Source organism: Wolbachia endosymbiont (group A) of Lasioglossum fulvicorne, assembly GCF_964028605.1.
Taxonomy (GTDB): Bacteria; Pseudomonadota; Alphaproteobacteria; order Rickettsiales; family Anaplasmataceae; genus Wolbachia.
The window spans coordinates 836,722-859,634 of sequence record NZ_OZ034798.1 but is presented as its reverse complement, the minus strand read 5'-3'; the positions used below and the strand labels follow the sequence as shown (position 1 = coordinate 859,634).

General features: G+C 36.4%; 17 protein-coding genes and 4 pseudogenes. 9 read left to right on the top strand and 12 right to left on the bottom strand.

Annotated features, from left to right (window positions below; translation table 11 throughout):
* Positions 1 to 204: 204 nt before the first annotated feature.
* From ABWU71_RS04635 to murB, 3 genes are all read left to right on the top strand, one after another.
* Positions 205 to 997 (top strand): IS5 family transposase gene (locus ABWU71_RS04635; RefSeq protein ID WP_353284144.1). Its coding sequence is split into 2 segments (ribosomal slippage): positions 205 to 468 and positions 470 to 997, totalling 792 coding nucleotides; the frame shifts between segments, so codons are not numbered across the junction.
* Between the two features lie 891 nt (positions 998 to 1,888).
* Positions 1,889 to 2,767, top strand: coding sequence for a hydroxymethylbilane synthase (gene hemC / locus ABWU71_RS04630; RefSeq protein WP_353284143.1), 879 nt, complete (start codon positions 1,889 to 1,891; stop codon positions 2,765 to 2,767).
* Complete coding sequence (murB, locus tag ABWU71_RS04625) at positions 2,758 to 3,645, top strand: UDP-N-acetylmuramate dehydrogenase (RefSeq protein WP_353284142.1); 888 nt, start codon at positions 2,758 to 2,760, stop codon at positions 3,643 to 3,645. Before hemC ends, murB begins: the two co-directional genes overlap by 10 nt.
* Positions 3,646 to 4,047: 402 nt before the next feature.
* Here the strand turns inward: murB and ABWU71_RS04620 are convergent.
* Together ABWU71_RS04620 and ABWU71_RS04615 are read right to left on the bottom strand one after the other, a co-directional pair.
* Positions 4,048 to 4,407: pseudogene (locus ABWU71_RS04620) on the bottom strand (transposase); the annotation flags it as partial.
* A gap of 309 nt (positions 4,408 to 4,716) precedes the next feature.
* Positions 4,717 to 5,040 (bottom strand): annotated as a pseudogene (locus ABWU71_RS04615) (transposase); the annotation flags it as partial.
* 61 nt (positions 5,041 to 5,101) lie between these two features.
* On the opposite strand from ABWU71_RS04615, the gene ABWU71_RS04610 reads away from it, so the two are divergent.
* A protein-coding gene (locus ABWU71_RS04610) for an IS630 family transposase (protein ID WP_353284076.1) occupies positions 5,102 to 5,961 on the top strand; the annotation gives its coding sequence in 2 pieces (ribosomal slippage) (positions 5,102 to 5,426 and positions 5,426 to 5,961; 861 coding nt in all).
* Positions 5,962 to 6,237: 276 nt separating this feature from the next.
* Here the strand turns inward: ABWU71_RS04610 and nusB are convergent.
* The 3 genes from nusB to yidC are packed head-to-tail and all read right to left on the bottom strand — an operon-like array spanning position 6,238 to position 8,835.
* Complete coding sequence (gene nusB / locus ABWU71_RS04605; RefSeq protein ID WP_064125037.1) at positions 6,238 to 6,720, bottom strand: transcription antitermination factor NusB; 483 nt, start codon at positions 6,718 to 6,720, stop codon at positions 6,238 to 6,240.
* On the bottom strand, positions 6,720 to 7,148 hold the full coding sequence (locus ABWU71_RS04600; RefSeq protein ID WP_353284141.1) for a 6,7-dimethyl-8-ribityllumazine synthase: 429 nt from the start codon (positions 7,146 to 7,148) through the stop codon (positions 6,720 to 6,722). Before ABWU71_RS04600 ends, nusB begins: the two co-directional genes overlap by 1 nt.
* A complete protein-coding gene (gene yidC / locus ABWU71_RS04595) occupies positions 7,126 to 8,835 on the bottom strand; it encodes a membrane protein insertase YidC (protein WP_353284140.1) in 1,710 nt (569 codons plus the stop codon). The genes ABWU71_RS04600 and yidC overlap by 23 nt, the downstream gene beginning before the upstream one ends.
* Before the next feature lie 493 nt (positions 8,836 to 9,328).
* Here yidC and ABWU71_RS04585 point away from each other — a divergent pair, with 493 nt between their 5' ends.
* A complete protein-coding gene (locus tag ABWU71_RS04585; protein WP_353284138.1) occupies positions 9,329 to 9,844 on the top strand; it encodes a TIGR02281 family clan AA aspartic protease in 516 nt (171 codons plus the stop codon).
* 6 nt (positions 9,845 to 9,850) lie between these two features.
* On the opposite strand, the gene secF is transcribed toward ABWU71_RS04585, so the two are convergent.
* From secF to ABWU71_RS04560, 5 genes are all read right to left on the bottom strand, one after another.
* Positions 9,851 to 10,726: a protein translocase subunit SecF gene (gene secF, locus ABWU71_RS04580; protein WP_353284137.1), complete on the bottom strand. Its 876-nt coding sequence runs from the start codon at positions 10,724 to 10,726 to the stop codon at positions 9,851 to 9,853.
* A gap of 243 nt (positions 10,727 to 10,969) precedes the next feature.
* A protein-coding gene (locus ABWU71_RS04575) for an IS5 family transposase (RefSeq protein WP_265023453.1) occupies positions 10,970 to 11,762 on the bottom strand; the annotation gives its coding sequence in 2 pieces (ribosomal slippage) (positions 10,970 to 11,497 and positions 11,499 to 11,762; 792 coding nt in all).
* Positions 11,763 to 11,892: 130 nt separating this feature from the next.
* A protein-coding gene (locus tag ABWU71_RS04570) for an IS630 family transposase (RefSeq protein WP_353284076.1) occupies positions 11,893 to 12,752 on the bottom strand; the annotation gives its coding sequence in 2 pieces (ribosomal slippage) (positions 11,893 to 12,428 and positions 12,428 to 12,752; 861 coding nt in all).
* Between the two features lie 157 nt (positions 12,753 to 12,909).
* A protein-coding gene (locus tag ABWU71_RS04565) for an IS630 family transposase (RefSeq protein WP_353284076.1) occupies positions 12,910 to 13,769 on the bottom strand; the annotation gives its coding sequence in 2 pieces (ribosomal slippage) (positions 12,910 to 13,445 and positions 13,445 to 13,769; 861 coding nt in all).
* Between the two features lie 143 nt (positions 13,770 to 13,912).
* The gene (locus ABWU71_RS04560; RefSeq protein WP_353284136.1) at positions 13,913 to 15,991 is read right to left on the bottom strand and encodes a heme lyase CcmF/NrfE family subunit; all 2,079 of its coding nucleotides are present in this window, start codon (positions 15,989 to 15,991) and stop codon (positions 13,913 to 13,915) included.
* 360 nt (positions 15,992 to 16,351) lie between these two features.
* On the opposite strand from ABWU71_RS04560, the gene ABWU71_RS04555 reads away from it, so the two are divergent.
* Both ABWU71_RS04555 and ABWU71_RS04550 read left to right on the top strand, forming a co-directional pair.
* Positions 16,352 to 16,654, top strand: coding sequence for a hypothetical protein (locus ABWU71_RS04555; RefSeq protein ID WP_353284135.1), 303 nt, complete (start codon positions 16,352 to 16,354; stop codon positions 16,652 to 16,654).
* Positions 16,655 to 16,702: 48 nt separating this feature from the next.
* Positions 16,703 to 17,174: pseudogene (locus tag ABWU71_RS04550) on the top strand (IS5 family transposase); the annotation flags it as partial.
* 28 nt (positions 17,175 to 17,202) lie between these two features.
* On the opposite strand, the pseudogene ABWU71_RS04545 reads toward ABWU71_RS04550, so the two are convergent.
* A pseudogene (locus tag ABWU71_RS04545) lies at positions 17,203 to 18,069 on the bottom strand (IS630 family transposase).
* A 25-nt stretch (positions 18,070 to 18,094) separates the two neighbouring features.
* Positions 18,095 to 20,053, bottom strand: coding sequence for a hypothetical protein (locus ABWU71_RS04540; RefSeq protein WP_353284134.1), 1,959 nt, complete (start codon positions 20,051 to 20,053; stop codon positions 18,095 to 18,097).
* Between the two features lie 216 nt (positions 20,054 to 20,269).
* Here ABWU71_RS04540 and ABWU71_RS04535 point away from each other — a divergent pair, with 216 nt between their 5' ends.
* On the top strand, positions 20,270 to 22,321 hold the full coding sequence (locus ABWU71_RS04535) for a valine--tRNA ligase (protein ID WP_353284126.1): 2,052 nt from the start codon (positions 20,270 to 20,272) through the stop codon (positions 22,319 to 22,321).
* 54 nt (positions 22,322 to 22,375) lie between these two features.
* Positions 22,376 to 22,885: a class I tRNA ligase family protein gene (locus ABWU71_RS04530; RefSeq protein WP_353284127.1), complete on the top strand. Its 510-nt coding sequence runs from the start codon at positions 22,376 to 22,378 to the stop codon at positions 22,883 to 22,885.
* Positions 22,886 to 22,913 lie beyond the last annotated feature (28 nt).

Below are 22,913 nucleotides of genomic sequence, written 5' to 3'. Positions count from 1 at the left end.
AAAGAGACATGTAATAAACTAATAAATTCATTGAGGCTCTTATCATTTAGAAGTGACAAACGGATAACATATTCCCAAATGTCATTCCAGCGCGTGATGCTAGGCCATAAAAATTCCTTGACAAGCTTTGCCAGCCCCCTTAGAACCTGTACATGATCTCAAGAAAGGAATAAACTAAGAGATAATATATATAAGCTAGGATATATGAGGAGTTTATACCCAAGTGATATAAGTCGGGAAAGATTTGAGATTATGTTACCAGATCTAGAGTCCTGTAGAAAAAAAACAAAACTAAGGAAACTTGATTTGTATGATGTATTTTGTGGAGTGTTATACGTTCTGAAAAGCGGTTGTCAGTGGAGAATGCTACCAAAAGAGTTTCCAAAATGGCGCAATTGTTACGACTATTTTAAGAAGTGGAGTGAAAAACCAGATGCAGATAAAGAAAGTGTTCTGGAGCTGGTGTTAAAAAAAAATAGTTGGCGTGGTCCGACAAAACAATGGTCGGAAAGAAAAAACCAGCTTCTGCATAATTGATGCACAGAGTGTAAAAAATGCAGATACTGCTGAAGAAAAAGGCTATGATGCAGGCAAAAAGATTTCAGGAATAAAACGCCATATTGCAGTAGATACGCAAGGTTTGCCCCATGCAATTTATATAACAACAGCAGAGATAACTGACCGTAGCAGTGCTGTGAGAATGGTCGAAAATGCAAAAGAAAACCTCTCGGGAGTTAAAAATGTACTGGTTGATGCAGGCTATACTGGAGAGAATTTTGCAACTCAAATAAAAACGATTATTGGTGCAACCGTTGAAGTGATAAAAAGAAATGAATTACATTCCTTTGTTGTATTGCCCAAAAGATGGGTTGTGGAGCGATCTTTTGCTTGGTTAGAAAAATGTAGAAGATTGTGGAAAAATTGTGAGCGAAAACTCAATACTAGCCTACAAATGGTCGTTCTGGCTTTCACTGCCTTACTTCTGAAAAGATTATGAACAGGCTCTGAGACTGAAGCTATTTCATTTAACTTCGCAATCTGTGCAGATTAAAACGACAAGAAAATTTGTATTTGGCGTACTATGCTTAATTTTTTGCACTATGTGTACCTTATGTCTTTATCAAATTTCTAGGTTTTTACCTATATAAGCTGAAACGCGCTTATAAAGCGTTCAAGACATCACCCAACGTCAAATTTTAAAATAGAGAGTGAATAACTAGCTACTGCGGGTTTTCTATGCCTTTTTTTTCTGCCTGGTAAATTTCTTAAATATTAAAGCTAAGGTTAGTTGCATTTAAAAGCAGCTAAATTGCAGCGTTTAAGACTTAAAAACGCCAATACTTAAAATAGACAATGACTAGGGTTTCGTGTGCCTTTTTTTTCGTTTGGTAAATTTCTTAATGTTTATAGCAACATGAACTGGGCAGGAAGGTGTCATTCCAGTGCTCCTTTTTTTGTCATCCCAGTGCTTGACACTGCTCTCCTTTGTCATCCCAGTGCTTGACACTGGGATCCAGCCTTGCCGTAATCCCATCAAGAACGTTGTGTTTTAACATAACACTTTTATGCTTACCAACCCAGTGTCCAATCAAAATTCCTGGATCCCAGTGTCAAGCACTGGGATGACATCATAGGGGCACTGGAATGACATCATAGGGGCACTGGAATGACACCATAGGGGCACTGCCGTTATAAAGGAACCAGTGTCAGCTACTTGGATAGGAGGCACTAGAATCCAGTAATCTTATTTATGCATATAAAAGGTTATTATTTTGTAAAGGCAAAGTTGCTTTTGGTTTTAAGTTAAAGTACAATAAATGCAAAGGTTTATATAAACTGGATCCAAGTAGTCAGCTACTTGAATGACATCAGACAAACAATCGTACACATGCTAGTCAAAATAGGTACCAGAGGAAGCAAGCTTGCAGTTGCCCAGGCTTTGGAAGCAAAACAAAAGTTGCTGGATTCTTTTCCTAACTTATCTATTGAAATTGTTAAAATAAAAACTTCTGGAGATAAGTATGCAAACGCAAATCTTGCTGAAATAGGAGGCAAAGGATTATTCATTAAAGAAATTGAGACTGAATTGCTCGAAAGTAATATAGACATGGCAGTTCATTCGCTAAAGGATATGCCTGCGTTTTTCTCAGGGGGTTTAACAATTCCTTGTGTTTTAGAAAGGCTAAGTTCATGCGATGCGTTTATTTCTCATAAACACAATAGCCTTGAGTCTTTGCCACAGCAGGCTACTATTGCCACTTCTTCAATAAGAAGAAAAGTTCAGTTGTTAAATGTTAGACCAGATCTAAATATAATATCGCTACGTGGAAATGTAACAACCAGATTGCAAAATCAAAGTTTTGATGGAATAATTCTAGCTGAAGCAGGACTCATAAGATTAGAAAAACATCACTTGATTACAGAGGTATTGCCACCAAAAGTTATGTTAAGTGCAGTGGGGCAGGGGGCGGTTTGTATTCAATGTAGAAGGAATGATGTAAAAATTATCGATCTTTTAGAGAAAATTAATAATAATATGTCTTTTATAAGAGTGAAATCAGAGCGCAGTTTTATGAAAACAGTGAATGGTTCGTGTTTCACACCACTTGCAGCTTTGGCTGAATATGTGAGCGAAAATATGCTACATCTTCGTTGTATGTTAGCAAATGAAAAAGATATATACTTTACTGAGCGCACTTCATTTATAGAAGATGCAGAAGAAATGGGTATGGATGCAGGATTAGAGTTGAAATCAAAATGCTTATAAGCTTACCTAAAGTACGTGGAATCTATCGTTATGACGTCTTAATGTCTAAAGCGACGTGGTTAAACGTCGGTGGGCGAGCTGATGTGTTATTTAAACCATGTGATATTGAAGATTTAACATACTTGATTAAAAATACTGAACTGCCAGTTAGCGTTATTGGTGCAACATCTAACATAATAGTACGAGATAGTGGCATTCGAGGAATAACAGTAAAATTAGGTAAGGAGTTTGCATATATTAAAAGTAAGGGTAACAACTCTATTGTTGCAGGTGGTGCTGCGCTGCTCAGGAACCTTGCTTACTTTGCAGGAGAGCAACAGATTAGTGGACTCGAGTTTCTAGTTGGAATTCCAGGAACAGTTGGTGGTGGAATAGAAATGAATGCAGGTGCGTATGGTAGTGACATCGCAAGCGTTGTACAATCCATAAAAGCAGTGAATCTAGAGGATGGAAACCTATATGAGTTCTCCAGCAAAGAAATGGGATATTTTTATCGTGGACATGGCCTAAAAGGAAATTGGATTTTTGTTGAAGCTGAGTTTAAAGGAGTAAACTCAGAGTATGAGCTTATATTGCAAAGGTTGAAGGAAATTGTTGAGAGAAAAAATAAAAGCCAGCCAATAAGAGGAAAAACTGCTGGGTGCATATTCAAAAATCCAAAAAACTACCGAGCATGGGAGTTAATTGATAAATCTGGCTGCCTAGGGTTAAATATTGGTGGAGCTAGAATCTCTAAGAAACATTGTAACTTCTTGCTCAATTACGATAATGCAACTGCATCTGACTTGGAAAACCTTGGCAACAGAGTAAAAGATGCAGTAAAGGATAAATTTAATGTTGAACTTGAGTGGGAAATAAGGGTTTTGGGTAGCTATTAGATAGTTTTTATAGCTTCTGTATATTCGTTCAGGAGAACGGCAAATAAGGTAGACAAGTAATCTAAAAAAATAATCATAGAGAAAACGTGAGGTAATGTGGTTAATCTTGTAGAACTTTGCGAGAATCTAGAGAGAAAAATAGCAAAGTTATACCAATTCTCATTATTAGTGAATCAAATAAGCGACATTGCAGAGTTATTTAATTGTGGAGTGAGAAAGAAAGGCAATAGTATGGCTTTTTTTCCATTGTTGTCTATCCGTTTGTTGTGCAGTGGGAATTGGTATTAGCTGAACGGACACTATTGTTATACTATATCTTATATACAATTGTGCAATATGGACAATGGCAACAAATTTACTAGCGAAATTCAGTGATTTATGATTGATAATTAAAGTTCTTAATTAGTAACCGTTCACACTTAATTCTTCAATCTCACTAATAGAAAGGCCAGTAAACTTGACAATAGTGTTGACATCAACATTATTAGCCAGCATTGCTTTTACGACTTCAATTTTCCCTTCCTCTTTACCGATTTTGATGCCTCTTTCTTCGCCAATTTGGATGCCTTTTTCAGTAGCAAGGTCAAGTCTGTATTCAAGAATGGCTTCTTCCTTACGTAGATCCATTATTCTTTCTTCGTAAGCTACTAAATCTTTTTCATTCCAGCTAAACCTGTCTAATTCATCGTAGGCTAACTTTATTATTGGTGCTTTTTCTGCTATTTTCCTTAAGTCTTCTTCCGTAGTTTCATCTGCATATTGTTGTCTAAGTGAAGAAGGTCGCCCCTCCTCACTCGACTTCAAAACCGTACGTGAGACTTTGCGCCTCATACGGCTTCTCTCTAATTTGGTGCTTGTCATGCACACCTCCTGTGTAATTCATCGTGACAATGCCCATGTAACAAAGATAAATTTTTGATCATATTGTTTCGTCTATTCCGGTCTTTATGATGTATTTCTATTATATCATCACTTTCAAACCATAGTCTACAATTACCGCATTTACTTTGTTGTAACTTCAATAGTTTTATTACTCTTGATGGCTTATCTGGTATTTCTCTAAGAGCCTGTTCATAATCTTTTCAGAAGTAAGGCAGTGAAAGCCAGAACGACCATTTGTAGGCTAGTATTGATTTTTCGCTCACAATTTTTCCACAATCTTCTACATTTTTCTAACCAAGCAAAAGATCGCTCCACAACCCATCTTTTGGGCAATACAACAAAGGAATGTAATTCATTTCTTTTTATCACTTCAACGGTTGCACCAATAATCGTTTTTATTTGAGTTGCAAAATTCTCTCCAGTATAGCCTGCATCAACCAGTACATTCTTAACTCCCGAGAGGTTTTCTTTTGCATTTTCGACCATTCTCACAGCACTGCTACGGTCAGTTATAGCTCTTTTCATAGAAGTCCGGATGTGATAAGGTAAGGATAGACGATGATAAGGAGGTTGAGTGCCAGCAGCATATAGTTATGACTTAAGGAAAAAAGCAATGGAAGCGCTAGAGGAGGGAGGAAGCAGAGAAACAGTGGCAGCAAGATTTAAAATTGGACGAACTACTTTATGGGAGTGGCAGCAAAGAAGAAAAGAAACAGGAGACTTTCAATCAAAAAAACTTGGAAATGGAGGTTACAATCACAAAATCACCGACTGGGATGCCTTTGCTAAATTTGCCAGAGAAAACGGAGGAAAGACTCTGTCGGAAATGGCTAAACTTTGGGGCAACGTTAGTATCCAAACGATCCACCGAGCTCTCAGAAAAATTGGATTTACGCGCAAAAAAAGACATATGGATACAAGGAAAGAAACGAAGAAAAACGTGCTGAATTCTTAAAAATTATAGCAACAAAAGAACCAGAAAACTTAGTTTATATAGATGAGTCTGGCATTGATAACACAGAGGACTATCCATATGGGTATTGCCAGAAAGGACAGCGGTTTTATGGCCTAAAATCTGGAAAGAAAACTCAACGAATCAGTATGGTTGCAGCCTTAAGTAGAAGAAAGATAGTTGCTCCATTAACCTTTGAAGGCCACTGTAATATGGATGTTTTTAATGGATGGTTTGAGCAATTTTTGACACCGATCTTGGAACCTGGACAGACTGTCATTCTTGACAATGCTACTTTTCATAAGTCTGGTAAGATTATCGAGCTTGCTAGAGGAGTTGGTGCAGAAATTTTGTATCTGCCGCCGTATTCTCCAGATTTCAACAAAATTGAGCATCATTGGTTTGCTATAAAAAACAGAGCTAGGAAAAACATTCCTCTATTCGAATCCTTTCGTCGTGCTGTTGATTCTGCCTTCCTATGACCTGTTCGGACTATTATGAGAAATGCTATAGGTGGACAAGATAAACCAAAAAATCAAGAAAAAGTGAGTGTACAACAAATGGTGTCATCCCAGTGCTCCCTTTCTTGTCATCCCAGTGCTTGACACTGGGATCCAGAAAAATTGATTGTGCACTATACAACATTTTCGATGAGATTATCAAAAGCTGGATCCAAGTGTCAAGCACTGGGATCTGGTAGATAATGTTCATACAGCTACGTGTCAGCTATGACACCCTGTGTTTGCTGGCTATAATTGCTAAGGATTTTTATTTAATTTAACTGCATCTTTTGCCTTATCCAATAACCCATTAATAAAGCCTATTTCGCTTGGTTTATCAAGTAAATCAGATGCAATGTTAGTATATTCATTAATGACAACTGGAACTGGCGTATCACAATTAGCTAACTCACATATTGCAACACGCAAAATAGATAAGCTTATAAGATTTAACCGTGAAAGGGACCAGCTTGGGTGTAAGTAAGACTCTATTATTTTATCATATTCTTCACTGCTTTTTATAACCTTATATAACAAGTTTTCTAAGAACTGATGTTCAAATTCTTCACATTCAAATATATCTCTCAACTTACTTATGTAGTCCTTAAGCTCACAATTTTCCAGTTTAAAAGTGCTTTTGTTGTAACCTACGAAAATATTTGAATAAGCAATTTGTACAGCAAGAAATCTTGCCGTGCTTCTTTTTATGCGCCATTTTTTATCTACTGGTTTTTCCTCCATTATTTTAATTTATTGTGTAAATCTATCATATGCAAAACAGTTGAGGCTGCATGGCCACCAACGTTCTTTTTGTTTTTGTCAGCTCTAACTAGTGCTTTATCTTTGCTGTCAGCGGTAATTACGCCCATACCAAGGGGCATTGCATAATGCATAACAACTGCATTTAAGCCTTCAATTACTCCTTTACAAACATATTGATAGTGATCGGTTTCACCGCGAATCACGCACCCAAGAGCTAAATAACCGTCATAATTAGCATGCTTGCTTTTGACTGCAAAAAGAATTGTAGCTGGTATCTCAAATGCACCAGGAACTTCAATTATATCATAGCTTGCATAACTTTCTTTTAATCTATCGACTGCACCTTCAAGCAAAAGATTTGCTATTTCAGCATAATAAATTGAATTAACTATTAGTATTTTCGACATTCACTACCACTTTTTTCGTTAAAAACAACTTTATTAATGATTGTTGAATTAAAGTTATAATATTACTAAATATCCAATATATTACCAGGCCGGCAGGAAAAGAAGAAAAAATAAAGATAGAAATGTAAGGTAAAAACTTCATAACATTTACTTGAATATCATCTTTGCTGGTTTGATCTTTTTCACTTAGCTTCTGCTGGATTATCATAGTAATACCAAAAACTATAGGCAAAATGCCTATAGAAATAGGGAAATTGTAATTAAACAACCCAAATAATGTAAAAATGTTCGTTGGATCAGGAGCTGAAAGATCTTTAATCCATAAACAAAAAGGGGCGTGTCTCATCTCTATAGTAACAAATAATACTTTATATAAAGCAAAAAATACCGGTATTTGTATTAGCATAGGAAGAATGCTTGACATTGGATTTACATTATTTTTCTTGTATAATGCGATTATTTCTTTATGCTGCTTTAAACTATCATTTTTATATAGTTCTTTTATACGAGTTACTTCAGGCTGCAGGCTTTTTACCTTAAACATCGAAATATATGATCTAGTAGATAAGGGAAGCATCAAAAGTTTGATTACTAAAGTCAGCAATAATATTGCTAAGCCAAAATTCTTTAAAACGAAGTTAAAGTATTCAAGCAGTAAAAACACTGGTTTAGTTATAAAGTAAAGAACACCAAAATCTACAGCTTTATCAAATAAGGGTATATTGAGAGTATCCTTATAAGAATCCAGTAAATTCAACTTTTTTGCTCCAGCAAAAAAATAATTCACATTAGAAACGCTTGCACCAGGAAGTATGCTCTTGTAAGGTTTGACAAAATCTACTTGGAATTTATCAGTATTATTAACGTTCGTGTGTTTAATGCTTACATTTATTTTATCGGATTTTTCAGGTATGATGGCTGTAAGCCAGTATTTATCAGCAAAACCAAACCAATTTTTTTCACTTGTGCTTGCTTTTATTAAATGTTTTTTGGAAATATCCTTATATGTCCACTCCTCTAGTTTATTATCAAATGCACCCAGTACTCCTTCATGGGATATCCAATAAGATTCGTTGATATTGTCACGTTTACGGTTAATTTTACCATAAGGAACCAAAACTACATTATCTTTTGTGTTATTTTCAACAATCTGCTCAATTTTAAACATGTAATTATCGTCAAGGCTAATTTTCATTTTAAACACAATACCATTCTCATTGTCCCAAAATAAATTAACTACTTTTTGATTGAGTTTATCTGCTTGCCAGACTGTCTTAGAATCTGGAACTTTAATCTTTTTATTCGGATCGAGCCACCCAAATTCTGCGAAATATATATCTTTTGATTCTGCGGGTGACAGTAACACCACTTGTGGAGAAGAAGAACTCGGTTCTAAGTGGTAATTAGTTAAAATTAAGTCATCAAACCTTGCACCTTTCAGAGAAATTGATCCTTTAATCATGTTATTGGTTAAACTAACTCTCTGTTCTCGAGTAGAATTAATAATTTCAGAACGATTTTGGTGTATTATAGGAGCAAGGTCGTTAAAAGATTCGATATGTTCAATATTTTCAATCAATGGCTGATTTTGGTTTGCACTAAAAAAATTATCATAAATAATACGCCAAGATACCATGATCAACATGGAAAGGATAGCTGCTAAAATTAAACTTTTTGCTTCTGACACGAAATTAAATCAAACATACCTTCTTAAAGTGTATACTAAATATTGTACTAAAACAATGAAATTTACTTATTTTTAATAATAACTTTTAACGCTAATCTTAAAAATTTATTGTAATGGCTTCAAATTTTAACGATAAACTGCTCTTTTTAACCCAAGTAGCTGACACTGGTTCTTTTTTTCTAGATTCCAGTGTCACGTGCACAATTGTACAAACGTTTGTTTTCGAAGACAGTGTGTTAAATGTTATAGCCGGTTTTACCTCAAGTACAAAGGTGTCATCCCAGTGCTTGACACTGGGATCCAGCAAAATTGATTGTGCACTATACAACATTTTCGATGAAATTATCAGAAAACTGGATTCCAGTGTCAAGCACTGGAATGACACCACCTGCAAATTGCAATGTTCGTACAGTTGTGCGTCACGCGCTGGAATGACATCAGGAAGTGCGTTGTTAACTTTTTGCTCAAATAATGATTATGCAAGAGGTCTGATATGAACGCGGTGAAAAATCTAGTTATTTGGTTGCTAATAATAGCCACTACTGCAATGCTTATTGATTCACAAAGGGACAAACTAAGCGACAGATTTCTCAGTACTTTTTTACCATATAAAGGAAGAATTCAAAATAGCGGTCAGAATAGTGGAAGTATTGAATTTACGAAGTCATATGATGGACACTTTTATATTCAGGCTCAAGTCAATGATCGCAATATAACGTTTTTGCTTGATACTGGAGCAACCGATATTGTTCTATCACAAAAAGACGCATTACATGTTGGTATTAACTTACAAAATGTTCAGGATTTTAAAATATATGAAACTGCGAAAGGTCAAATAAAAGCTGGAGTGGTTCAAATACCTCAAGTTAAAATAGGGAATTTTTTAGTTAATGATGTACAGGCAAGCGTTAACACTCATTCTATGTCTCATTCACTACTTGGAATGAGCTTTTTAAGATATTTTCATTTCACTATAAGAGATAATAAGTTGATATTATACCGCGACTAAACACTTCTACAATCTACTTATCAAAGCTCTGTAGGTCAATATAGGAGCAGAAATAAATATTGCAGAACAAGTGCCAATCAAAATACCAAAAAAAATGATCAAGCTGAAGTCTCTTACTGCATCTGTGCAGATTAATGCCAAAGGAAGAGCAGCAAGAAGGGTTGTACCCGAGGTTAATATAGTGCGAAATAATGTAGCGTTGATACTTGCATCTACTATCTCACTCATCCGCCCACTTTTACCACTCTTGCGATACTCTCGAATTCGATCGTATATAATTACTGAGTTATTGATTGAATAACCAATGACAGTGAGGAGAGCTGCAACTGATGAAATATTAAACTCAATGCCAGTTAGGCTAATAAAACCAACAGTTAAAATCACGTCATGAATCAATGCTGTTATTCCACTGAATCCACATTGCCAATTAAATCTAAACCAAACGTAAAAAAATATTCCAACAATCGCGATCAACATGGATAACATTCCTTCAAATATTTGTGTTGAGCTTATTTGTGGGCCAACATAGTCTATTTTACGATAGCTTATTGAGCTCCCCAGCTTTTCTTCTAGTATGCTTTTTATCTTTTTGATTTTATTTTCGTCTCCCTCATCTTTAAAACGCATGACTAAATTATCACCCGCTTTTGAACTCTGCACTGTAAAACCATTTTCTTTTAATGCATCGAGAATAGAGTGATTCTCATCTGAAGATTTTATCTCTATCAAAATTCCGCCTGCAAAGTCTATGCCTAAGTTCACTCCACGCAGCACAACAGTGAATATTGAAAAGATGATAAGAATAATGCTAACGAGTGCAGTCAAATCCCTATATTTACTAAACTTGATATCGAGGTTATCTGGAATGAGTCTAAGTGTCATGCTATTTACTTAAACTTGAATTTTATATACTTTTTTAAAAATTCACTAATTTATTTTGTGGTTGGACTTCTCTGTCATCCGAGTAGCTGACACTGGTTCGTTCTATAATGGTGTCATCCCAGTGCCCTGACCACTTGGATCCAGGCAAAAGAATTGTGTCATCCCAGTGTCCCTATGATGTCATCCAAGTAGCTGACACTGGGATCTAGCAAGCTTTGCTTGCAAATAAGTCTAAGAGCCTGTTCATAATCTTTTCAGAAGTAAGGCAGTGAAAGCCAGAACGACCATTTGTAGGCTAGTATTGAGTTTTCGCTCACAATTTTTCCACAATCTTCTACATTTTTCTAACCAAGCAAAAGATCGCTCCACAACCCATCTTTTGGGCAATACAACAAAGGAATGTAATTCATTTCTTTTTATCACTTCAACGGTTGCACCAATAATCGTTTTTATTTGAGTTGCAAAATTCTCTCCAGTATAGCCTGCATCAACCAGTACATTTTTAACTCCCGAGAGGTTTTCTTTTGCATTTTCGACCATTCTCACAGCACTGCTACGGTCAGTTATCTCTGCTGTTGTTATATAAATTGCATGGGGCAAACCTTGCGTATCTACTGCAATATGGCGTTTTATTCCTGAGATCTTTTTGCCTGCATCATAGCCTTTTTCTTCAGCAGTATCTGCATTTTTTACACTCTGTGCATCAATTATGCAGAAGCTGGTTTTTTCTTTCCGACCATTGTTTTGTCGGACCACGCCAACTATTTTTTTTTAACACCAGCTCCAGAACACTTTCTTTATCTGCATCTGGTTTTTCACTCCACTTCTTAAAATAGTCGTAACAATTGCGCCATTTTGGAAACTCTTTTGGTAGCATTCTCCACTGACAACCGCTTTTCAGAACGTATAACACTCCACAAAATACATCATACAAATCAAGTTTTCTTGGTTTTGTTTTTTTTCTACAGGACTCTAGATCTGGTAACATAATCTCAAATCTTTCCCGACTTATATCACTTGGGTATAAACTCCTCATATATCCTAACTTATATATATTATCTCTTAGTTTATTCCTTTCTTGAGATCATGTACAGGTTCTAATACGCGTCGCGTTTTATGCAAAACACAATTGGAGTTATAGCATTTCTCATAATAGTCCGAACAGGTCATAGGAAGGCAGAATCAACAGCACGACGAAAGGATTCGAATAGAGGAATGTTTTTCCTAGCTCTGTTTTTTATAGCAAACCAATGATGCTCAATTTTGTTGAAATCTGGAGAATACGGCGGCAGATACAAAATTTCTGCACCAACTCCTCTAGCAAGCTCGATAATCTTACCAGACTTATGAAAAGTAGCATTGTCAAGAATGACAGTCTGTCCAGGTTCCAAGATCGGTGTCAAAAATTGCTCAAACCATCCATTAAAAACATCCATATTACAGTGGCCTTCAAAGGTTAATGGAGCAACTATCTTTCTTCTACTTAAGGCTGCAACCATACTGATTCGTTGAGTTTTCTTTCCAGATTTTAGGCCATAAAACCGCTGTCCTTTCTGGCAATACCCATATGGATAGTCCTCTGTGTTATCAATGCCAGACTCATCTATATAAACTAAGTTTTCTGGTTCTTTTGTTGCTATAATTTTTAAGAATTCAGCACGTTTTTCTTCGTTTCTTTCCTTGTATCCATATGTCTTTTTTTGCGCGTAAATCCAATTTTTCTGAGAGCTCGGTGGATCGTTTGGATACTAACGTTGCCCCAAAGTTTAGCCATTTCCGACAGAGTCTTTCCTCCGTTTTCTCTGGCAAATTTAGCAAAGGCATCCCAGTCGGTGATTTTGTGATTGTAACCTCCATTTCCAAGTTTTTTTGATTGAAAGTCTCCTGTTTCTTTTCTTCTTTGCTGCCACTCCCATAAAGTAGTTCGTCCAATTTTAAATCTTGCTGCCACTGTTTCTCTGCTTCCTCCCTCCTCTAGCGCTTCCATTGCTTTTTTCCTTAAGTCATAACTATATGCTGCTGGCACTCAACCTCCTTATCATCGTCTATCCTTATCTTATCACATCCGGACTTCTATGAAAAGAGCTATAATTTTCAGCTATTTCTCTACTTGAAGCCTGATATACTTTTTTTAAATCACTCATGAAAATCTTTATAGCATTTCTCATAATAGTCCGAACAGGTCATAGGAAGGCAGAATCAACAGCACGACGAAAGGATTCGAATAGAGGAATGTTTTTCCTAGCTCTGTTTTTTATAGCAAACCAATGATGCTCAATTTTGTTGAAATCTGGAGAATACGGCGGCAGATACAAAATTTCTGCACCAACTCCTCTAGCAAGCTCGATAATCTTACCAGACTTATGAAAAGTAGCATTGTCAAGAATGACAGTCTGTCCAGGTTCCAAGATCGGTGTCAAAAATTGCTCAAACCATCCATTAAAAACATCCATATTACAGTGGCCTTCAAAGGTTAATGGAGCAACTATCTTTCTTCTACTTAAGGCTGCAACCATACTGATTCGTTGAGTTTTCTTTCCAGATTTTAGGCCATAAAACCGCTGTCCTTTCTGGCAATACCCATATGGATAGTCCTCTGTGTTATCAATGCCAGACTCATCTATATAAACTAAGTTTTCTGGTTCTTTTGTTGCTATAATTTTTAAGAATTCAGCACGTTTTTCTTCGTTTCTTTCCTTGTATCCATATGTCTTTTTTTGCGCGTAAATCCAATTTTTCTGAGAGCTCGGTGGATCGTTTGGATACTAACGTTGCCCCAAAGTTTAGCCATTTCCGACAGAGTCTTTCCTCCATTTTCTCTGGCAAATTTAGCAAAGGCATCCCAGTCGGTAATTTTGTGATTGTAACCTCCATTTCCAAGTTTTTTTGATTGAAAGTCTCCTGTTTCTTTTCTTCTTTGCTGCCACTCCCATAAAGTAGTTCGTCCAATTTTAAATCTTGCTGCCACTGTTTCTCTGCTTCCTCCCTCCTCTAGCGCTTCCATTGCTTTTTTCCTTAAGTCATAACTATATGCTGCTGGCACTCAACCTCCTTATCATCGTCTATCCTTATCTTATCACATCCGGACTTCTATGAAAAGAGCTATAAATGAAATAGCTTCAGTTTCATGATAAGGGGGCTGGTGAAATGTGTCAAGCAGCTTTTTCGTTATAGTATAAAGGAGTCCTATGAAAATCTTCTCAATAAAGGAAAAGCGGCAAGGAGCGAACCAAAAGCGATAAGGAAGGATCCTAGCCAGATTATAGGCATTCCAGGTTTATAGTGCACTTTAGCTGCGATTTTGCTCTTACTCTTATCAATCTCTCCAATTACAACATAAATATCAGAAAATAAATTGTGGTAGATACTGCTTTCAACATTTTTCTGACCTTCCGCAAGGTAAAATCTATATTCAGGAGTTACTTCACCTAATATCTTATTATTCAGCAAATTCCTGATATCCATTGTACCCCTCACTGCATGGAAATTTTTTTCTTTTATTAACTCAATATTTCGTAAAGTAACTTTAAATTTATTGACTGTTATGCTATCCCCTATTTTTAAGTAATTTTCTTTTTTCTCCTGCCAACCAACCGAATATGCTATACCAAGCACTAGAATTGCCACTCCAGCATGAGCAAGCATCATTGCATAGTAGGACTTAGAAACTCTTCTTGCTAATAAAATTGATTCACCAAATGCTACCTTAAATAAACGAATTCTTTTACTGTATGCTTCTAAAACAAAGATTAATAATGCTATGGAGATGGTAATTGATAGCACAATCATTAGCTCCATGTGAAAGATAAACGGCAAAATAGCTGCAGCACTACAGAATGAGAATCTGTATTCACGGAATATTGGCAATAGACTATTTCCCTGCCAACTGCAGTATTGCCCGATCATGGTGAGCACTAGAATAGCTAGTGCAATAGAGTTAAATAAAGAATTGTAATATGGTGCTCCAACTGAAATTAATTCACCGGTTAAATACTCAAGCACTGTAGGGTATAAAGTGCCAACGAACACGATGAAAAAGGCAGTGATGAATAATAAATTGTTCATCAGTATCATCGTAAAGCGTGAAAAGAATCTTCTACCTTCTGTCACTTGAGTAGCAAGTTTCTTTCTGGATTCCAGTGTCAAGCATTGGAATGACATCGCAGACGTGTGATTTTTTCTCGTAAATACTACAAATATTACTAAGCTACTGACTGTAATTACACCAAGTAGAGCTAATATACACAGTCCATATCTTGGATCATCTGCAAACGTGTGCACTGAGGTAAGTATTCCTGAGCGGACTAGAAATGTTCCAGTTACACTCAATATAAAAGTTGTGAGCGTAAGTAAAATAGCAAAATTCCTTAAAGTATTGAAATTTCGTACAACGAGCAACAAATGCGTCAGCGCTACTGCAATTAGCCACGGCATCAAAGAAACATTTTCCACTGGATCCCAAAACCAAAATCCACCCCACCCAAGTTCGCGATATGCCCACCAGCTACCCAAGCTGATGCCCAAAGTGAGCAGCGACCAAGAAATAAGTACCCAAGGCCTGACAATTTTAGCCCAAACATTTCCTTCAGTATTTAAAATTAATCCAGCTATAGAGAGCGAAAAAGGAACGCTAAATCCAAGGTACCCCAAATATAATATCGGTGGATGAATAGCAAGGCCTATATCCTGCAATATCGGATTAAAACCCAGTCCATCTGTTTCAATGCCTGGCATTTTAGTGAAGGGGCTGGATTCAAGTAAAGTGAACAGTAAAAAACAAAAGCAAATCAGCCCATGAGTGATTAGAGAGATTTTTTTTAATTTACTACCATTAGTTCGTTCTGGTGTCATTCCAGTGCTTGACACTGGAATCCAGTTTTTATTATACTGCCATTTGATGTACTCATTTGCAATTAAGTTGTCTGGATCCCAGTGTCTGGGCACTGGGATGACAGAAGGTGTATAAATATCCATTAGTAATAAATACACGGCAAGCACTAAAACCCAAAGCAACATGGACCCTTCTTTATTTCCCCAAACTCCACAAATCTTATAGATCAAAGGTTTTGTTGTGTGTGAGTGGTAGTATACGTTTTCGAGTGAGAAATCATTTGTAATGTGGCAGTAGATCAAAATAGCCATTGATGTTGATACACAAAAAAATATGGCAGTGGTAATAAACCAACAAGAACTAAGCGGTAAAAACAAATATGTCAAAGACAATAAGCAGGCTACCAATAGCAATATATTCCCAAATTCAGGCATAAAAAATTATAGTTTTTATATAAACAATATTACTGATGACAAGTTAGAAGTTAAAGTGTTAATTGACACTTGCTATTGATGCTATAGCTAAAGTGGCTTAGGTTTACCTACAATTTGAAAAACAACAAATTCGTCATTCCGCTACTCGTTAGCGGAATCTATACCGCGAATGAATCGCGGTATGACGTAGGGAAATCTTTCTTGGGTCAGCCATAGCATAATGCTCCCGTAGTTAGCTGTGCTAGCATTAATTAAAAATTAAATATTAAGTCTTTATACTTTTATAGATAGCGTTAATATTGAGGTAACATTGTGGGTACAACTAAGATTAGTAAATTTCCATTCAATATAAAAGGTAAAGTGGTAAAACAACATGCCGAACCAATAATCGAAAAAAATCTCTATACTATTTTAGGATTCAAAGATATAGAAGATTTTGAAAATAAGACAAGTAAGCTTGTTAATAAAAAAGTTTGGCAATCATTTGTTGACTGCTTTGCAAAAGAAATAGATTATGCGGCAACCGAAGAAGTTGTAAAAAACATCGTTTGTAACATTGCAAAGAGTGATCGCGGTGATGCTTTTATCAAAACAGAACATCTCATGTTAAATGAAAAGCAAGATAATAAAAAGAGAGAAAAAGCGATTAGAACCTGTACATGATCTCAAGAAAGGAATAAACTAAGAGATAATATATATAAGTTAGGATATATGAGGAGTTTATACCCAAGTGATATAAGTCGGGAAAGATTTGAGATTATGTTACCAGATCTAGAGTCCTGTAGAAAAAAAACAAAACCAAGGAAACTTGATTTGTATGATGTATTTTGTGGAGTGTTATACGTTCTGAAAAGCGGTTGTCAGTGGAGAATGCTACCAAAAGAGTTTCCAAAATGGCGCAATTGTTACGACTATTTTAAGAAGTGGAGTGAAAAACCAGATGCAGATAAAGAAAGTGTTCTGGAGCTGGTGTTAAAAAAAAATAGTTGGCGTGGTCCGACAAAACAATGGTCGGAAAGAAAAAACCAGCTTCTGCATAATTGATGCACAGAGTGTAAAAAATGCAGATACTGCTGAAGAAAAAGGCTATGATGCAGGCAAAAAGATTTCAGGAATAAAACGCCATATTGCAGTAGATACGCAAGGTTTGCCCCATGCAATTTATATAACAACAGCAGAGATATAGCATTTCTCATAATAGTCCGAACAGGTCATAGGAAGGCAGAATCAACAGCACGACGAAAGGATTCGAATAGAGGAATGTTTTTCCTAGCTCTGTTTTTTATAGCAAACCAATGATGCTCAATTTTGTTGAAATCTGGAGAATACGGCGGCAGATACAAAATTTCTGCACCAACTCCTCTAGCAAGCTCGATAATCTTACCAGACTTATGAAAAGTAGCATTGTCAAGAATGACAGTCTGTCCAGGTTCCAAGATCGGTGTCAAAAATTGCTCAAACCATCCATTAAAAACATCCATATTACAGTGGCCTTCAAAGGTTAATGGAGCAACTATCTTTCTTCTACTTAAGGCTGCAACCATACTGATTCGTTGAGTTTTCTTTCCAGATTTTAGGCCATAAAACCGCTGTCCTTTCTGGCAATACCCATATGGATAGTCCTCTGTGTTATCAATGCCAGACTCATCTATATAAACTAAGTTTTCTGGTTCTTTTGTTGCTATAATTTTTAAGAATTCAGCACGTTTTTCTTCGTTTCTTTCCTTGTATCCATATGTCTTTTTTTGCGCGTAAATCCAATTTTTCTGAGAGCTCGGTGGATCGTTTGGATACTAACGTTGCCCCAAAGTTTAGCCATTTCCGACAGAGTCCTTCCTCCGTTTTCTCTGGCAAATTTAGCAAAGGCATCCCAGTCGGTGATTTTGTGATTGTAACCTCCATTTCCAAGTTTTTTTGATTGAAAGTCTCCTGTTTCTTTTCTTCTTTGCTGCCACTCCCATAAAGTAGCTCGTCCAATTTTAAATCTTGCTGCCACTGTTTCTCTGCTTCCTCCCTCCTCCCTCCTCTAGCGCTTCCATTGCTTTTTTCCTTAAGTCATAACTATATGCTGCTGGCACTCAACCTCCTTATCATCGTCTATCCTTATCTTATCACATCCGGACTTCTATGAAAAGAGCTATAAGTTTCCCAGATTCCATCGTCAAGGTTGACCGTGTATGGCCCAAACCCTCGTTGCTTCTCTGGCTCATCTTTATTTACTACTTGTGCTTCCGCTCCATCTACTTGAGTACTAGGTAATACTGCATATGTAATACCACCAACTACGGCTGCAGATACTGCTGCTATACCAACCATTACCCAAATATCTAATCTCACTGTACATTTAAGTGCAATAAATGCTACCAACCCAGTAGTAGAACTCATACCAACAATAGCAGTGTACCGTGCAGTTTCTAATTCTTTGCCTTTCTTCTTTAACTGCTCTTCTAATGTTGTTTTTTCGTCTTTAGCTTGAGTCGATTGAGTTTGTAATTCTTGCTGTTTGTTCTCAGCTTCTCTCTTTGCAGCTTCTAATTCTTGTGTTTTAGCTTTCAATTTTTCCTTTTCCTTTTCTAATTCTTGTTTCAATTTCTCCTCAGCTTCTCTCTTTGCAGCTTCTAATTCTTGTGTTTTAGCTTTCAATTTTTCCTTTTCCTTTTCTAATTCTTGTTTCAATTTCTCCTCAGCTTCTCTCTTTGCAGCTTCTAATTCTTGTGTTTTAGCTTTCAATTTTTCCTTTTCCTTTTCTAATTCTTGTTTCAATTTCTCCTCAATTGTTTTATTTGCAGTTTCTAATTCTTTGCCTTTATTCTCTAACTGCTCTTCTAATGTTGTTTTTTCGTCTTTAGCTTGAGTCGATTGAGTTTGTAATTCTTGCTGTTTGTTCTCAGCTTCTCCCTTTGCAGCTTCTAATTCTTGTGTTTTAGCTTTCAATTTTTCCTTTTCCTTTTCTAATTCTTGTTTCAATTTCTCCTCAGCTTCTCTCTTTGCAGCTTCTAATTCTTGTGTTTTAGCTTTCAATTTTTCCTTTTCCTTTTCTAATTCTTGTTTCAATTTCTCCTCAGCTTCTTTCTTTGCAGTTTCTAATTCTTTGCCTTTATTCTCTAACTGCTCTTCTAATGTTGTTTTTTCGTCTTTAGCTTGAGTCGATTGAGTTTGTAATTCTTGCTGTTTGTTCTCAGCTTCTCCCTTTGCAGCTTCTAATTCTTGTGTTTTAGCTTTCAATTTTTCCTTTTCCTTTTCTAATTCTTGTTTCAATTTCTCCTCAGCTTCTCTCTTTGCAGCTTCTAATTCTTGTGTTTTAGCTTTCAATTTTTCCTTTTCCTTTTCTAATTCTTGTTTCAATTTCTCCTCAGCTTCTCTCTTTGCAGCTTCTAATTCTTGTGTTTTAGCTTTCAATTTTTCCTTTTCCTTTTCTAATTCTTGTTTCAATTTCTCCTCAGCTTCTTTCTTTGCAGTTTCTAATTCTTTGCCTTTATTCTCTAACTGCTCTTCTAATGTTGTTTTTTCGTCTTTAGCTTGAGTCGATTGAGTTTGTAATTCTTGCTGTTTGTTCTCAGCTTCTCCCTTTGCAGCTTCTAATTCTTGTGTTTTAGCTTTCAATTTTTCCTTTTCCTTTTCTAATTCTTGTTTCAATTTCTCCTCAGCTTCTCTCTTTGCAGCTTCTAATTCTTGTGTTTTAGCTTTCAATTTTTCCTTTTCCTTTTCTAATTCTTGTTTCAATTTCTCCTCAGCTTCTCTCTTTGCAGCTTCTAATTCTTGTGTTTTAGTTTCCAATGCTTGGTTAGCTGTCTGCTTTTCAGCTTCTAATTCTTTAACTTTCTCCTCAATTGTTTCATTTGCAGTTTTTAATTCTTCGCCTTTCTCCTTTAACTGCTCTTCTAATGTTGTTTCTTCGTCTTCAGCTTTCTTATTTGCATTTTCTAAGTCTGTTTTTTCCTTCTCTAACTGCTGAACTTTCTGATTTGCAGTGTCTAATCCTTTAATTGTTTCCTTTGCAGTTTCTAATTCTGCCTGAACTTTCTGATTTGCATTTTCTAATTCTTGTATTTTAGGTTTCAATCCTCTTGATTGTTTTTTAGGAGCTTTTCCGTTACCTCGTTTGTGAGCTGAAGATGCAAGCATGATTTAAACCTCAATATAATATTTAGGCAGTGTAATGCCTTTAAAACTTAACGTCAAGTAATACTTTTCATAGTGTGTTATTTTCGTAAAATTTTGGCGTAGCCGTATTTGCTTAATTGTGCTAACTTAGAGCTTAAAACTTAAGAAATATTTATGTTAAAAGAAAAATACGGCTTTAAAGAAATTGAAGACAGATGCAACATATTGTGGGAAGGCAGTAAAGTTTATAAGTGGAATGGCGAAAAGGATAACACTTTCACTATAGACACACCTCCGCCAACAATATCGGGTAAATTGCATATTGGCCATATATTCAGCTATTGCCACACGGACTTTATTGCAAGGTTTCAGCGCATGCTGGGGAAAGATGTGTTTTACCCAATTGGGTTTGATGATAACGGGCTCCCCACTGAAAGATTGGTTGAACAAACCTATAAAACCCGTGCAAAAGAAGTTGGCAGAGAAAAATTTATAGAGATGTGCCATGAGGTTATTGAGAAATCAAAGCAAGAATTCAAGGAATTATTTAAATCAGTCGGCATTAGTTATGACTGGGATTTGGAATACCACACGATCAGCAAGGAAACTGTGACGCTTTCACAGATGTCATTCATCGATCTATGTAATAAGGGACATGCGTATAGAAAAATGCAGCCCATCCTTTGGGACCCGGTTGATAAAACCGCAATTGCGCAAGCAGAAATAGAAGATAAAGTTTTTGAGTCATCCTTAAACACGATAGTTTTCTCTACTCAAGAAAATGAGCAGATCAATATTGCAACTACGCGACCTGAATTACTTCCAGCATGTGTTGCAGTTTTTTGTCATCCAGAGGATACGCGCTATACTCATCTGATTGGCAAAACAGCGGTAGTGCCAATAACAAAGGAAAAAGTACTAATCATTGCTGACGATAAGGTCAAAATAGATAAAGGCACTGGACTTGTTATGTGCTGTACGTTTGGTGATGAGCTTGACATATATTGGCAGCAAAAGCATAACCTGCCGATGAAAATTATCATCGATCAGGATGGGAGGATGAACCTTCATGATGTCATTCCAGTGCTTGACACTGGAATCCAGCCAGTGTCAGCTACTTGGGTGACAGAAGAAGCTGGTAATGGTGCTATTCCAGCATGTGGTCAAGAAAAAGAAGAATGGATCCCAGTGTCTGGGCACTGGGATGACACCATAGGTGGCACTGGAATCCAGGAAAAAGAACCAGTTTGGATGACAAACAATATACTAAATGAAATAAATGGACTAAAGGTTAAAGAAGCAAGAAAGAGGATGATCGAAATCCTAACTAAAAAAGGACTTTTGATAGAAGGCACTAACATTTCTCATTCTGTTAAGTGCGCAGAAAGATCTGGTGCACCACTTGAGATATTGCCTACTTATCAATGGTTTATCAAGACCTTAGAGCAAAAAGCTCAAGTATTAGATGAAGTAAAAGAATGCAATTGGCACCCAAGCAATATGCGTAAACGTATGGAAGTGTGGATAGAAGGGCTAAATTGGGACTGGTGCATCTCGAGGCAGCGCTATTTTGGTGTGCCATTTCCAGCGTGGTATTCCAAACGTAAGGGTGAAGAAGGCAAAATTATTCTAGCTGAAGTAAAGAACCTGCCTATAGATCCACTCAAAGATTTGCCAAAAGGGTATAGCAAAGAAGAAGTTATCCCAGATCAAGATGTAATGGATACCTGGGCCACAAGTTCAATTACTCCTCAATTGAGTGCACTGGCAGTAAACAGTGAGTTTAGTTTACCAAATCATCGCTATAATACGATATTTCCTGCAGATCTGCGCAGCCAGAGCCATGAGATAATAAGAACTTGGGCTTTTTATACTATTTTAAAGGCACATTATCATGCAAATTCTTTACCTTGGAAAAACATTATGATCAGCGGTTGGTGTTTAGCAGATGATAAGAAAAAGATGAGTAAATCAAAGGGTAACATCATCACTCCTCATGTAATACTTGAAACTTATGGAGCTGATGTAGTGCGCTATTGGGCAGCAAGCTTAAGGCTTGGAGTTGATACAGTCTACTCTGAAAATATATTCAAAATTGGCAAGCGCCTCGTTACAAAACTTTGGAACGCTAGCAAGTTTGTTTCCATGTTCATGGAAAAGCATCAAGTGATGAGCATAAATTCTGCTCACGAGACAATGGATAAGTGGATATTGTCTAAGTTATAAAAAGTTATAGAAAGAGCAACGAATAACCTATTACAGTTTGAATACTGCGAAGCTTTGAGTGCAGTAGAAGAATTTTTTTGGAAGGATTTTTGTGATAACTACTTGGAATTAGTAAAAAAACGCGCGTACGGAAGCAGTGAAGCAACCTTAAGTGCAAAACAAAGCTTGGCGTATGTGTTAAATGTTATTTTGCGGTTATTTGCACCTTTCTTGCCTTACATTACAGAAGAGATATACCACCAGTTGTATAGTTATAGTTCTGTACACAATCAAAGCAATTGGCCGAGCAAAGAAGAACTTATCTATGATAAATATTCAGAGGAAATGGGAGATAATGTTATTCAGATATTAAACATTATCAGAAAGATAAAGGCAGATAATAATGTTTCAGTTAAGCATTTGATAAAAAAATTGGTGATAAAAGCGAGTGTACAAGAGGATAAGTTGGATCAATCTGCACAGGATGATTTGCAGGCAGTTTGCAATGCGGAAACGATAGAGTGGATGCAGTCTGAGCTTGAAACTGGAGACGGGAAATACATAGTGAATATAGACTTATACTGATTTTTATAGCTTTACTTCCTCTAATATC

Bases quoted from the DNA above. Each gene is read 5' to 3' on its own strand.
- hemC (WP_353284143.1), top strand. From the start codon at position 1,889: ATGCTAGTCAAAATAGGTACCAGAGGAAGCAAGCTTGCAGTTGCCCAG.
- murB (WP_353284142.1), top strand. From the start codon at position 2,758: ATGCTTATAAGCTTACCTAAAGTACGTGGAATCTATCGTTATGACGTC.
- nusB (WP_064125037.1), bottom strand. From the start codon at position 6,720: ATGGAGGAAAAACCAGTAGATAAAAAATGGCGCATAAAAAGAAGCACG.
- ABWU71_RS04600 (WP_353284141.1), bottom strand. From the start codon at position 7,148: ATGTCGAAAATACTAATAGTTAATTCAATTTATTATGCTGAAATAGCA.
- ABWU71_RS04585 (WP_353284138.1), top strand. From the start codon at position 9,329: ATGAACGCGGTGAAAAATCTAGTTATTTGGTTGCTAATAATAGCCACT.
- secF (WP_353284137.1), bottom strand. From the start codon at position 10,726: ATGACACTTAGACTCATTCCAGATAACCTCGATATCAAGTTTAGTAAA.
- ABWU71_RS04560 (WP_353284136.1), bottom strand. From the start codon at position 15,991: ATGCCTGAATTTGGGAATATATTGCTATTGGTAGCCTGCTTATTGTCT.
- ABWU71_RS04535 (WP_353284126.1), top strand. From the start codon at position 20,270: ATGTTAAAAGAAAAATACGGCTTTAAAGAAATTGAAGACAGATGCAAC.